The organism is Cognatilysobacter bugurensis, assembly GCF_014652095.1.
Taxonomy (GTDB): domain Bacteria; phylum Pseudomonadota; class Gammaproteobacteria; order Xanthomonadales; family Xanthomonadaceae; genus Cognatilysobacter; species Cognatilysobacter bugurensis.
The window spans coordinates 1-12,901 of record NZ_BMYD01000008.1 but is presented as its reverse complement, the minus strand read 5'-3'; the positions used below and the strand labels follow the sequence as shown (position 1 = coordinate 12,901).

Sequence of the window (12,901 nt, the reverse complement as noted above, 5' to 3'; positions counted from 1 at the left end):
GTCGGAGTCGAACCGTCCATGCAAGAGCCGGGCCTGAAGCGCCTTCAGGCGCCGGCCGCGCGATCCAGCGTGGCCTGCAGGCAGGCCTGCAGGCGCGTCGCAAGCGTTCCGTCGATGCGCACGCTCTCGCTGTGCAGGCGCAGTTCGCCGCGCGCGAGCGTGGTGTCCCCGGTGAGGCGGACGCCGTCGATCGCCGGCAGGTGCGGCGTCAGCACGCCAATATCGTGCGGGTGCAGCCGCAGTTCGACATCGCGGCCGTTGCTGCCGACGGAGTCCAGCGCTTCGCGCACGAGCTCGGCCAGCAGGGTCGGGTCGGCGGCGTACGCGCGGCCGACCAGCGAGCCGGCGATGCGCACGGCGAGGTCGCCGAGTGCGTCGCCGACTTCGGAATCAAGGCGCGCGAGCGGGCGGGTGAAGCTGTCGAGGATGCCTTCGATCTGCGCGACGACGCGGCGGATCTCGGCCTGGCCCTGCGCCAGACCGTCCGCATGGCCGCGTTCGAAACCTTCGTCGTACGCGGCCTGCTCGATCGCCTGCAGTTCCTCGACGCTCGGCGGCGTGGGCGGAGGTGGCAGTTCTAGCTCGGGCTCGGGCTCCGGGGGCGGGTCGAAACCCGGTGCGATCCAGCGGACGATCCCATCGGCGGACGTCATACGAACGCCTCAGCCTTGGCCGCCAGCGAGATCGTGCCGGCATCGGCCATCTTGCGCACCAGCGCGAGGATTTCCTTCTGCGCGGCCTCGACATCGGCCAGGCGCACCGGGCCGCGGGCTTCGATGTCGTCCTTGAGGTTCTCGGCGGCGCGCTGCGACATGTTGCCGAGGATCTTGTCCTTGACCTTCTGGTCCGCGCCGCGCAGCGCGATTGCGAGCTTGTCGTTCGGGATGTCGCGCAACACCATTTGCATCGCGCGGTCATCGATATCGGCCAGGTTGTCGAACACGAACATCAGATCGCGGATCTTCGTGCTCAGCGCGCCGTCGACCTCGCTCATCGAGGTGAGGATCTTCTCGTCCTGGCCCGAATCCATGAAGTTCAGGATGTTCGCCGCGACCTTGACGCCGCCGATCGACGAGGACTTCATGTTCGCGCTGCCGGCGAACTGCCGTGCGAGCACGTCGTTGAGCTCGTTCAGCGCGTTCGGCGGAATACCGTCGAGCGTGGACAGGCGCAGCAGAATGTCGACACGGCCGCGCTCGGGGAAGCACTTGAGCACTTCGGCCGCGTGGTCGACGTCCAGGTGCGCAAGCACGATCGCGATGATCTGCGGATGCTCGTTGCGGACCAGCTCGGCAATCGCGCGCGGCTCCATCCACTTCAGCGAGTCCAGGCCCGAAGTGTTGCGGCCCATCAGGATGCGGTCGATCAGGCCGTTCGCGCGGTCTTCGCCGAGCGCCTGCATCAGCACTTCGCGGATGTAGTCGTCTGCGTCGGCACCGATCGAGAACGGCTGCGACAGCACGTCGATGAATTCGTCGAAGATCTCTGCGACGTGCTCGCGCGACACGGAGCCGACGGACGTCATCGCAAGGCCGAGCTTCTGCACTTCCTTCGCGTTCATGTGCTTGAGCACTTCAGCGGCCTGGGCCTCGCCAAGCGAAAGCAGCACGATGGCCGCCCGCTGCGTGCCGGTCAGTTTTTCCTCAGCCATCGGTTGCCACCCACTCCCGGATTACATTCGCCACACGCTTCGGGTCCTGACTGACCGCCTGGCGTGCGAGCTGTACCTTGTCGTCAAACGTCGGCCCGCCCGGCGTGCTCGAGCCCAGTGCCGGCATCTGACCCGGCAGCGTCGCCTGCGGGTTCAGCGTCACCTGCACGTCGTCGTCGAGCATTTCGACGTCGGCGGTCTGCGGCGGCTTTTCGATCGCCTTCGGCTGCACGAGCTGGCGGAACGTCGGGCGGATCACGAAGAAGATCACCGCCAGCACCGCGAGGCCGCCGAGCAGCGTGCGCAGCAGGTCGCGTGCACGCGGGTGCTCCCAGAACGGCAGCGCCTCGTCGGCCGTGAGTTCGTCGCGCGCGAACGGCGCATTGACCACCGACACCGCATCGCCGCGCTGCCCGTCGAAACCGATCGCCTGCTGCACCAGCGTCTCGATGCGCTTGAGCTCGGCATCGGTCAGCGCGCGCGATCCCGGCGCCGCGTCCTTGCCCTTGCCCGGGGCAGCGGCCACGTTGTCGACCAGCACCGCGGCGGTCACTCGGCGGATGCGGCCCGGCGCCTGGCGGGTGTGGGTCAGCGTGCGGTCGACCTCGAAATTGCGCACCGCGGTGCGCGAGCTCGGGCCGGTCTGCGGCGGCTGCTCGGGCACGGCGCCCGGGGTGTTGGCCACACTGCCGGGCACACCCTGGGCGACGGCGCCGCCGGCGCCGTTCATCTCGGAGATCTGCTCACTGCGCACCATGGTGCCGGTCGTCGACTCGGCGGGGCCGTAGGTCTCGCGGGCCTGCTCGGTCTCGTTGAAGTCCATGTCGACGCTGACCTGCGCGCTGACGCGGCCGGGGCCGGTCATCGGCTCGAGCAGCTCCTGGATGCGCTGCACGTAGACGGCTTCCTGACGGCGCTGCTGGTCGAACTGCTTCGCGCCGATGGCGTCTTCGCTGTTCGGATCGGGGTTGGACAGCATGCGGCCGAACTGGTCGACGACGGTGACGTTCGCGGTCGGCAGGCCTGGAATGCTGGAGGCCACCAGGTGCACGATCGCGTTGACCTGGTTCTGCTCGAGCGTTGCGCCGCTGCGCAGCTGCAGCACGACCGATGCGCTGGCCGGCTCCTTCTGGCGCGTGAACGCGCTCGGCTTGGGCAGCGCGAGGTGAACGCGTGCCTCGCGCACCGGGCTGAGGTTGGAGATCGTGCGCGCCAGTTCGGTTTCGAGCGCGTGCTGGTAGCGCGCGTTCTCGACGAACTGGCTGGTGCCGAAGCCCTGGTCGCCCTGCATCGTCTCGAAACCCTTTTCGCCGCTGGCCGGCAGGCCGGCCGCGGCAAGCGCGAGCTTCGCGTCGCCGAGGCGCTCGACCGGCACGGCCAGCGCGCCGGTGCCCGGGTCGAGGCGGAACGGAATCTTCGCCGTGCCGAGCAGGTCGGAGGCCTCGCCGGTCGCCTTCGGGTCCAGACCCGCGAACACCGGCACGTAGTCGGGCTTCTGGGTCCAGAAGAACAGCCACAGGCCGAGCGCGATCGCGACCGCGACAACGCCGAGCATTGCAAGCTGGCGGACGGCCGGGATGTCCTGCAGGCGGCCGAGGTTGCGCAGTCCTTCGGAGTTGGGGAGTGCCAGAGTGCTCATCGCGGGGCGGGGGCTCGGAAGGCGGAGTCAGGGAAATTCGGGGGCGGAGCGCTACAGCGGCTTCGGCTCGGTGCGCTCATGTGGCGCTCCTTGATTCCGAAGCCCGGTCCGGTCGGACTGGGCGAGTCATTCGAACCGGCCCAGATCAGATCGGCCCGGATCAGATCGGCATGTTCATGACGTCCTGATAGGCCTGGACGAGGCGGTTGCGAACTTCGACAGTGGCCTTGAACGCCACCTGGGACTGCTGCATCGCCACCATCACGCGGGCGAGGTCGGCCTTGGGATCGCCGAGCTCGAATGCCTGCTGCAGTTCGCCCGAGGTGCGCTGGGTCGCGCTGACCTTGTCGATCGCATTGCTGAGCGTCTGCTGGAAGCCGGGCGCCTGCGGTGCGCCGCCGACTCCAGCGACGCCGCCGCCCAGGCCGCCGATTTCATTGCTCGGCGCGACATCCGCAGCACGGGTCCGCTTCTCGTGGGCACGGATCTGGGAAAGGATCGAGGAAATCGCGTCAATCATGGCGTCGTGCGTCGTCGCGGTGGGTCTACGGGGACTAGGCAAGTCCTGTGCCACTGGCCCGCCGGGATTCCGTCGCTACGGCTGGGCTGAAACCCCTGCGAGCAAAGACCACTTTCCTCAATCCGCGACGGTGGCGCGGCGTCCGGGTGGCGGGCGAGGCTTATGGCGTGCGTGAGCACCGGCATCAGCGCTGCTGGCGGGGCTCGTGCCGCCTGTGCGGGGAGGCCCGACAGGCGGCGGATCTCATGACTCGCGGGGAAGGGGCGGATCCCCGAGCACCGGCCAGCGGTTCACCAAAGCAAAGGCGTGTCGCATTCGGCCGACGGTGCACAGCGGCTCGACCAGGCACTGCGCAACGGCGCGCCTGAAGCGCCCAGCACATCAGTGAGGCGTTCCGCGAGGACGAGTTTGCTGGCCCGCCGTAGGCGGTGAGGGTCCAGCGGCGGACTCATTGAGCGGTTGAGCCGCGGCCCATCGCACGGGAATGCCCGATGCGCGGCGGGCCGCCGGAGCGGGGCGGTTACTCGTCCCGATCGATGCCGTATTTGCGCAGTTTTTCGACCAGCGTCGTGCGGCGCAGGCCAAGCAGCGGCGCCGCATGCGCGACCACGCCGCCGGTCTGCGCGAGTGCCGCGCGGATCAGTTCGAGTTCGATGTTCGCGATGTGCCCACGCAGGTCGATGCCTTCGGCCGGCAGCGTCGTGAGCGCCGACAGCTCGCTCGGCTCACCGGTTGCCGGCGCTGCGCTGGGCGCCGCACGGCTGGCGGCGGGTTCGGGCTCGACCTCCGGCATCCCGGCGCGGTAGCGCGCAGGCAGGTCGCCAGCGCGCACCGTGGCGCCCGGATGCAGCACGGCGAGGCGTTCGAGCAGGTTGCTGAGTTCGCGCACGTTGCCCGGCCACGGGTAGTGCTGCAGCGTGGCGATCGCGTCTTCGGACAGCGACACCCGGCCGCGGCCGCTTTCGGCCAGCTGGCGGGTGATCGCGTTGATGAGGTCGGGCAGGTCTTCGGTGCGCTCGCGCAGTGCGGGCATCTCGATCGGGAACACGTTGAGCCGGTAGAACAGGTCCTCGCGGAACTTGCCTTCGGCGATATGCCCTTCGAGGTTGCGGTGCGTCGCGGCAACCACGCGCACGTCGCACTTGATGACCGCGCCGCCGCCGACGCGCTCGAACGTGCGCTCCTGCAGCACGCGCAGCAGCTTGACCTGCATCGGCATCGGCATGTCGCCGATCTCGTCGAGCAGCAGCGTGCCGCCCTCGGCCATCTCGAAGCGGCCCTTGCGCTGGGTCAGTGCGCCCGTGAATGCGCCTTTTTCATGGCCGAACAGTTCGCTTTCGAGCAGGTCCGGCGGAATCGCGCCGCAGTTGATCGCCACGAACGGCCTGGCCCGCCGCGGCGAGCGATCGTGCACGGCGCGCGCGACGACCTCCTTGCCGGTGCCGGACTCGCCGAGGATCAGCACCGTCGTATCGAACGAGGCGACCTGGTCGATCATCCGGTTGAGCCGGTGCACGGCGCCGCTGCGGCCGGTCGGCCCTGCCTGCGGCTGCTCGCGCTGCGCGTCGTCGTCGATGCGCTTGAGGCTGGCGCGGCGAAGCGCTTCCTGCAACTGGGTGCGGCGGATCGGGTAGTCGAGCGGCCAGACGGCCTCGGGGTGAATCTCCGCGCGCCATGCCGCGTCGGCGGCGTGGCCCGGAAGCTCGAGCATCGGCGGGTGCAGCGACTGTGCGGCCAGCCAGCTGACGAAGCGCGGCCATTGCGGGTCGTCGCCAATGTCGCCGGCGATCACTGCAACCCAGTCGCTCGCACGCGCACGCGTCAGGTCGACATCGGCGACCTCGTCGACGATGCGCGGGGTGAAGTCCATGAACTCCAACAACGTCGCAATGCGCTCGGCCCGCGCGCTGTCGCGGTCGAGCAGCAGAATGCGTGACTCACTCATTCGGTCGGTTCCTGCTCGCCGACCCCGGCCAGCCGTTCGAGCAGGGGCATGACGTCGTGCAGGTAGGCAAGCTTGCTGACAAACGCATCGGCGCCCGCGCGCATCGCATGCTCGCGGTGCTCGCCGTCATCGAAGTGGCTGGCGATGACGATGTACGGCGCGGCGTCCTGGGCCTTGATCAGGCGGGTCGCCTGCAGGCCGCCCATCTCGGGCATCGCGAGGTCCATCAGCACCACGTCCGGGCGCAGCGCCTCGCACTGGGTGATCGCCTCGATGCCATTGCCGGCCATGCCGACCACGGTCAGCCACTCCAGACGGCGCAGGTGGCGCACAGCCGCGTTGATGAAACCCGGATGATCGTCGACGAGCAGAATCTTGAGATGGCGCATCGGAGCTCTCCGTCAAAACCCTGACATTGTGCGCGCTTGTGGCTGCGTGCGTCTCAGATTGGCTGGCGCAATGGACATTTGGTCACGGTATTTGGCCACCGTACGCCGCGCGATGCGCACACCTTGGCGCGCCAGCAGGCCCGCAATCGCGTCGTCGGCAAGCGGGGCGTTCGTCGGTTCGGACTCGATCAGGCGCTTGACCATCGCCTTCACGGCCGCCGCGCCGACCGTCGCGCCCTCGAGCCGCACGGCAAACAGGCGCTTGAGTTCGAACGTGCCGCGCGGGGTCTGGATGTACTTGCCGCTGGTGATGCGCGAGACGGTGGATTCGTGCATGCCGATCGCGTCGGCGACTTCCTTGAGCGTCAGCGGCGCGAGTGCTTCCTCGCCACGCTCGAGGAATTCGCGCTGGCGCTCGACGAGCACCTGCGCGGTCTTGAGCAGCGTTTCGTTGCGCATTGCGATGCCGCGCACCAGCCAGCGCGCTTCGTCCAGCAGGCCACGCAGCGCGGTGTGATCGCTGCCGCCGCCGGCCAGGGCCTGCTCGCAGTGCGGCGAAACGCGCAGCTTCGGCATCGCGCCGGCGCTGAGCCCGACCCGCCAGCCGTCGCCGGTGCGCCAGACGAGCACGTCCGGCACCACGTGGGTCTGCTCGTCCGCATCACGTTCCAGCGGATGCGCCCGCAGCGACAGGATCAGCGCGATGGCCGAACGCAACTGCGCGCCGTCGACACCGAGGGCTGTCGCAAGCGCTGAATGATCCTGCGACGCGAGCGCATCGAGGTGTTCGCGCACGATCCGCAATGCGAGCGTGCGCTCCGCGCTCGGACGCAGCACCGCGAGCTGCGCGCGCAGGCACTCGGACGGATCGGCCGCCGCCAGGCCCGGGCATTCGCCGTGCAGCAGGCGCTGGCGGATCGCCTCGAGCCCGTCGATCGCCACGTCGAGCGCGGCCGCGCCTTCGGCCAGCAGCGCTTCGCGATCGAGTTCGAGGTAGCCGCGATCGTCGCAGCGATCCAGCCAGAACACGGCCATCGCGAGCTCGCCGTCGTCCCAGGTCAGGCGCAACTGCTCGAGCAGGCGCACGCGGGCATCGGTGGATTCGCCTGCTGCGATGCGCGCGGTGGCGTCGTCTTCGCCGATCGTGCCGCCACCGGCGAGGAAGGACGGCTCGGGCAACTCGTCCCATGCCGCGGCCTCGACCGTGGCCGCTTCGATTGCGGCCTCGGATTCGGCGTCGGTCTCGCCGATCTCGTCCTCTTCGGTCTCAAGCAGCGGATTGCGCTCGAGCGCCTGACGCATTTCGAGTTCGAGCTGCGGCGCCGTGAGCTGCAACAGGCGGATCGCCTGCAACAGTTGCGGGGTCAGGTTGACCGACTGCCCCAGTTGCGCGCGCATCGTGTTTTTCATGGCACTGCCTCGAATGCTCGAGCCGTTAATCGACCCTGAACACCATCGTGAGCGGCGCGTGACGGAAACCGAATCGGGCTACACCCGAGCCTGCTTCAGGAAAAACCCGGGCACTTGTCGGGGAAACCCTTACAAAGCGCCGAAATCCCGGCACGCGGTCGCAAAGGCGCGCATTCGCAGGCGTACGGTCTAGGGCCCGCCGTGCAGCCGCATGGCCATGCGCAGCAGTTCGACCGCGTTGCGACAGCCGAGCGTTTCCATGATCCGCGCGCGGTGCGTTTCAACGGTTTTCACGCTGATGCCGAGGTCGGCGGCGATCTGCTTGGTGGTGCGCCCGGCGCCGAGCGCCTGCAGGATTTCGCGCTGGCGCGGTGGCAGCCGGTCGGCGTCGTTCTGCACGCTGCGGTGGCCGTGCAACTGCGGTGCCGACACCTGCGGGCTCAGGAAGGTCCGGCCGTTCACCGCGGCGCGCAATGCAATCTCGAGCTCGGCCGGCGCGGCTTCCTTGACCACGAATCCACTGGCCCCACGCGACAGCGCGGCACGCACGTGCACGGGATCGTCGTGCATCGACATGATGACCACGGCGGTGTCGGGGCAGGCGCGGCGCAGTTCATCGAGCGCGTCGAAACCGCTGCGGCCCGGCATCGACAGATCGAGCAGGACGGCATCAGGCAGGGTCTGGCGGGCCTTGATCACCACCTCGTCGGCGCTGGCGGCCTCGGCGACGACCTCGAACGAATCGAACGATTCCAGCAGCCGGCGCAATCCGGCCCTTACGAGCGTGTGGTCGTCGCAGATCAGTACTCGCACCTGCCGTGTGTCCTCGGTCGACCGCTGGGGCCACCTTAACCAAGGCTGTCACAGGAGCCAACACGGGAGCGTCAGGATTCCGACGCGTGTCCGGTTCTGTGGCGTGGGGCAGGGCACACGGAGGGCGCGACCGTCGTCAGGGCGCGCGATGCGAGACAGATCGGTAATGTCCTCGGGGGCGGGTTCATCGCCCACGCGGGGATCGCGATCAGGCCGCGCCGGGATGCCGCCCGCGCCGGCCAGCGACTTCGCGCCGATGCACGCGGAACAGGTGCCGCTCCAGCGCGAGCACCAGGCCCGGCGTCAGCGGTTCGAAGCGCAGCCAGGCTGCGCCGGAGTCGTCGCACGCGATGACCGTCGCAGGCAGTTGAAGCGGCTCGGGCAACCAGTCACACGGCTGCACGCGGAACACTCCGGCGCCCGTCGTGGCCGCGCCCGCGAGTGGAAGGTGCGCGCCGGCCGCCGACCAGCGGACCGATTGCCAGGCGTCGCCGCTGTCACGTTGCGCCAGCCGCGCAACGAGCGCGGTCAGCAGGTCCAACCGGGCCTCGATTCGGTTCAGCGCCAGCGCAGCCGGACCGAACTCCTCGGAGTCCTCGCTGCGGCTGTCTTCGATCACCGCCACCGACTGCAGGAACGCTTCGGCGCGGCTGCACAGCGACGCGATCGCGACCGCATCGGGCGCAGCCGGAACGAACGCGGCCGGCAGGTGTTGCACGCAGGTCAGCGCATCGCCGAACAGCGCATCCGCGGCCTGCTCCGGTGTCACGTGCCGCTGCCGAGGTAGGCCTGCACGCCGCGCTTGTCGCGCTGGAACTGGCGCAGCTGCGCCGCCACGTGGTCGCGCGCAGCTGAAAGTTCGGTGACCAGCGCCTGATGGGCGTTGAACAGCTGGGCGGCTTCGGCCAGGCTGGGGCGGTTGGCCTTCGATTCGAACGCCGCGCGCACCTCGGCGTCGTAGCGTTCGATCAGCGCAAACGCGGCGTCCCAAGCGTCCGTTGCCAGTGCCGAGCGCACTGCATCGGAAGGGGGCTGCAGGCTCATCCCACGACCTCCAGCTTCTGCGGCGCGGCCGCCTGCGGATTGATCGAGTTCCAGGCCGCTTCGATGTCGGCGAACAGGCCGTCGATCTCGAGCAGGATCATCGGGTCGTTGCGCAGGTTCGCTTCGACCAGGCGCTGCTGCGCGTACTCGTACAGCGCGCCGAGGTTGGCGGCAATTTCACCGCCCGCCTGATGGTCGAGCGTGCCGTCGAGGTTGCCGATGATCAGGCTGACCTGGCCGATCGCTTCGCCTTTGCGTGAAACGTTGCCGTTGTGCATGCAGGCTGCCGCGAGCTTGAGACGCTCGCGCACGCCAGCGAACAACAGCGAGATCAGCTTGTGCGGATCGGCGTCGAGCACGGCGCTCGTGACGCCGGTCTGCTTGTACTGGGATGCGAGGTTTCGGCTGTACATGGCGGTCACGATTGCTTGCTGAATTGGGCGAGCTGCTGGGTCAGGTAGCTGCTCGTGCTCTGCATTTTCGACATCATTGAATCGAGGGCGGTGAACTGGCGGCGGTAGGCTTCTTCGACCCGCCCCATGCGCGCGTTGAACGCCTCGCGTTGGGTCGACAACTGCTTGATCCGGTTGTCGAGCGCCTTGGTGCGGTCGGTGAGCAGGCCGTCGTTCCCGATGTAGGACGTCAGGGTCGAACGCAGCGGTTTACCGAGAGCGCCTTCGCTGCCGAAGATCCTCGCGACCGCGCCCGGATCAGCGGCGATCGCCTTGTCGAACGCGGCCCCGTCCATGCTGATCGAGCCGTCGACCGCGGTCTTGAAGCCCAGCGCAGCAAGCTCGCTGTAGTTGTTGCTGACCAGGCCACGCAGTGACTGGGTGATGCCGCGCGGGGCGGAGTCGCCTCCGAGCGGTCCGGCGACCTTGCCTTCGCCGCCGGATGCGCTTTGTGTGCGCAGCGCGTTCAGCGCCGTGTTGTACGAGCTGATCAGCGTCAGCAGGCTCGCCTTGACCGGACTGGGGTCGGCGGTCACCTCGAGCGAAAACACTTCACCCGGCTTGGCTTTCGTCAGGTCCAGCGTGACGCCGCTGATCGCGTCGGTGAGCTTGTTGCCGCTGTGCGTGCGCGTGATGCCGTCGATGACCACTTTCGCGTCGGCCGCGGCGGTCTGCGTGGTCATCGTGCCGCCGGTCGTGGCGAGCACGCCGAGGCCGCCGTCGCCGCCGCTCGCGCTGATCGTGAGCGCGCCAGCGGTGCCGGGCTTGGTCGAGCTCAGGACGAGCACGTCACCCGCGTCGCCGCGGACCACGCTCGCACTCACGCCCTGGCCGCCGGTCTTGGCGTTGATCGCGTCACGGATGTCGCTCAGCGTGCCTTTGCCCTGCGCGATCGTGACGTCGATCGGCGCGTCGCTGCCGACCGTGATCGACAGCGTGCCGTAGCCGATCTGCGTCGTGGACGCCCCAGCGGCCGAGTGCAGCTTGTGCGCGGTGGCGAGCGCCTCGACGCCGATGCGGTAGGTGCCGAGCGCTGCAGTCGTGCCGACGGTCGCGGTGAAGCCCGCTCCGTCACCGACCGTGGCCTTGCGGCCGAGATCCGCGCCGGTGCCGTCGAACTTCTTGATCGCGCTTTCGAGCCCGGAGAGCCCGCCGCGCAACGCGCCGAACGCGGAAATCCGGGCCTTGGTCGTGCTCTCGAACCGCGCCAGGCGCTGGTCGGTCGGCGCGCGTTCGGCGGCCACGAGCTGGCTCACCAGCCCGAGGACGTCAATTCCGGAACCGATGCCTGCACTGGAGATGGATGCCATGGTCTGAGTTCCCGCGTTGGCCGCATCGCGGCCGTGCCATGTTTAACGGCCGCAAGCGCTGCGGCTTTAGGACCGCGGCCCGGGCCGGTGCCGAGTCATCGGCGCGGATACTCGGCGCCGCGTGCACGCGCAGCCGCAGCTACGCAGTTGCAGCACTGCAATTGCAGCGCCGCATTTGCAGGCGGAGCCGCGAACGTCAGGCTTTTGCTTCGACGAGCGAGCCGGTGCTCGCAACGCGACGCGCCAGGGTCAGTGCGGTTTCGTTCGGGACCTGCAGAATCACTTCGCCGCGTCGGTCGAGCACGGACACCACCACGCGGTCGGACGCCTCGTCCACGCGGAAACGCAAAGTGGTCTGGGTCTCGGCGAGCACCCGGTCGATCTGCGCCTGCAGCGCTTTCTTTGACCGCTCGGCGGGCTCCAGCGCATCGCGCGGCGCCGCCTCGGCGGCCGGTTGCCCGACGGCAGGCGAGGGTGCAATGGACGCGGCCGGCACAGGGGCGGGCGCCGCCGTATCGACGGGCGCGAGCCAGGGAGTGGACGGGGCGATGGACGCTATCTCGGTCATGACGGTTTGCCGTGAGTACGCCAAAGGGAGGCGCTTTCGCGCCTCCCGGAATGGGGCGGAACGGTGCCCATGCACCGTTCCGGTTGGGGCCGGCGCTGTTAAGCCGGCCTTTGAAGCCGCCGCGGTGGATCACCGCGGCGTTATTGCAGTGTTGCTTAGCGGAGCAGGCTGAGGACGCCCTGGGTCGCCTGGTTGGCCTGGGCGAGCATCGCCGTGCCGGCCTGCGAGAGGATCTGCGTACGCGCCAGCTCGGCGGTTTCCTTCGCGTAGTCGGCGTCGCGGATACGGCTGCGCGAAGCGGTCAGGTTCTCGGAGGTGGTGTTGAGGTTGCTGACCACCGAGGAGAAGCGGTTCTGCATCGCACCGAGGTCGGCGCGTGCACCGTTGACCGAGTTGAGCGCTGCGTCCATCGCGAGGATCGCGTTGTCGGCGCCGTTGATCGTCGAGATGTTCAGGCTGGCGAAGCCGGTCTGGGCCGTACCGGCCACTGCGGCCATCGTCGGCGTGCCGAACGTCAGGCCCGTGCGGGTTTCGGTCTGCGTTTCGTTGGTGGCGTTGCCACCGACCGTCACGACGCGGCCTTCAGCGGCGGTGAGCGTAAGCGCGCCGGTGCTGGCATCGGCCGTGGCGGTGACGCCGGTCTGGGCCGTCTGGGCGTTGATCGCCGTGGCGACCGCAGTACCCTGGGCGGCTGCCGTAGCGCCGGCAGTCACTGCGCCGATGTCGACGCCGTTGATCGTCAGGTCGCCAGCGGCAAGCGCGCCCGCGGTCGGAGCCGTGCCGGTGGTCGACGCGTTGCCGGTCACCGAGGTCCAGCTGCCGAGCGCGTTGATGTTGGCGTCGGCGATGCCGGAGACCGTGATCGTCTGGCCCTGGTTCGCGCCGATCTGGAACGCCTGGTCGGTGAACGAACCGTCGAGCAGCTTCGTGCCGTTGAAGGACGTCTGGTTGGCAACGCGGTCGATTTCCGACTTCAGCTGCGTGACTTCCTTTTGCAGGGCGAGGCGATCGTCGGCCGAGTTCGTCGCGTTGCGCGACTGCACGGCCAGCTCACGGATGCGCTGCAGGTTGTTGGACACTTCACCCAGGGCGCCTTCGGCGGTCTGGGCCAGCGAGATGCCGTCGTTCGCGTTGCGGGCGGCCTGGTTGATGCCGCGGAT

The 12,901-nt window shown here is 68.8% G+C and carries 14 protein-coding genes; all 14 read right to left on the bottom strand.

What is annotated here, in order from left to right; genetic code table 11:
- Positions 1–44: 44 nt before the first annotated feature.
- Complete coding sequence (locus IE075_RS15015) at positions 45–653, bottom strand: FliH/SctL family protein (protein ID WP_189457917.1); 609 nt, start codon at positions 651–653, stop codon at positions 45–47.
- Positions 650–1,636 (bottom strand): flagellar motor switch protein FliG, encoded by a 987-nt coding sequence (gene fliG, locus IE075_RS15010; protein WP_189457945.1) that lies wholly within the window; start codon positions 1,634–1,636, stop codon positions 650–652. The genes IE075_RS15015 and fliG overlap by 4 nt, the downstream gene beginning before the upstream one ends.
- 7 nt (positions 1,637–1,643) lie before the next feature.
- Positions 1,644–3,290 carry a flagellar basal-body MS-ring/collar protein FliF gene (gene fliF, locus IE075_RS15005; protein ID WP_189457916.1) on the bottom strand — a complete coding sequence of 549 codons (1,647 nt, stop codon included), beginning with the start codon at positions 3,288–3,290 and terminating at the stop codon, positions 1,644–1,646.
- 160 nt (positions 3,291–3,450) lie between these two features.
- Positions 3,451–3,810 (bottom strand): flagellar hook-basal body complex protein FliE, encoded by a 360-nt coding sequence (gene fliE / locus IE075_RS15000; RefSeq protein ID WP_189457915.1) that lies wholly within the window; start codon positions 3,808–3,810, stop codon positions 3,451–3,453.
- Positions 3,811–4,330: 520 nt separating this feature from the next.
- Complete coding sequence (locus IE075_RS14995; protein ID WP_189457914.1) at positions 4,331–5,755, bottom strand: sigma-54 dependent transcriptional regulator; 1,425 nt, start codon at positions 5,753–5,755, stop codon at positions 4,331–4,333.
- Complete coding sequence (locus IE075_RS14990; RefSeq protein ID WP_189457913.1) at positions 5,752–6,144, bottom strand: response regulator; 393 nt, start codon at positions 6,142–6,144, stop codon at positions 5,752–5,754. Before IE075_RS14990 ends, IE075_RS14995 begins: the two co-directional genes overlap by 4 nt.
- 12 nt (positions 6,145–6,156) lie before the next feature.
- Complete coding sequence (gene rpoN, locus IE075_RS14985; RefSeq protein WP_189457912.1) at positions 6,157–7,554, bottom strand: RNA polymerase factor sigma-54; 1,398 nt, start codon at positions 7,552–7,554, stop codon at positions 6,157–6,159.
- Between the two features lie 189 nt (positions 7,555–7,743).
- Entirely contained in the window at positions 7,744–8,367 is a 624-nt protein-coding gene (locus IE075_RS14980; protein WP_189457911.1) for a response regulator, read from the bottom strand.
- Positions 8,368–8,575: 208 nt separating this feature from the next.
- Positions 8,576–9,136 (bottom strand): PilZ domain-containing protein, encoded by a 561-nt coding sequence (locus IE075_RS14975; protein WP_189457910.1) that lies wholly within the window; start codon positions 9,134–9,136, stop codon positions 8,576–8,578.
- On the bottom strand, positions 9,133–9,411 hold the full coding sequence (locus tag IE075_RS14970; RefSeq protein ID WP_189457909.1) for a hypothetical protein: 279 nt from the start codon (positions 9,409–9,411) through the stop codon (positions 9,133–9,135). The genes IE075_RS14975 and IE075_RS14970 overlap by 4 nt, the downstream gene beginning before the upstream one ends.
- On the bottom strand, positions 9,408–9,824 hold the full coding sequence (gene fliS, locus IE075_RS14965) for a flagellar export chaperone FliS (RefSeq protein WP_189457944.1): 417 nt from the start codon (positions 9,822–9,824) through the stop codon (positions 9,408–9,410). The genes IE075_RS14970 and fliS overlap by 4 nt, the downstream gene beginning before the upstream one ends.
- Positions 9,825–9,829: 5 nt before the next feature.
- The gene (gene fliD / locus IE075_RS14960) at positions 9,830–11,173 is read right to left on the bottom strand and encodes a flagellar filament capping protein FliD (RefSeq protein WP_189457908.1); all 1,344 of its coding nucleotides are present in this window, start codon (positions 11,171–11,173) and stop codon (positions 9,830–9,832) included.
- 196 nt (positions 11,174–11,369) lie between these two features.
- Entirely contained in the window at positions 11,370–11,741 is a 372-nt protein-coding gene (locus IE075_RS14955) for a flagellar protein FlaG (RefSeq protein WP_189457907.1), read from the bottom strand.
- A 155-nt stretch (positions 11,742–11,896) separates the two neighbouring features.
- Positions 11,897–12,901 (bottom strand): flagellin N-terminal helical domain-containing protein (locus IE075_RS14950; RefSeq protein ID WP_229792563.1); only part of this gene is annotated, 1,005 nt, incomplete at its 5' end.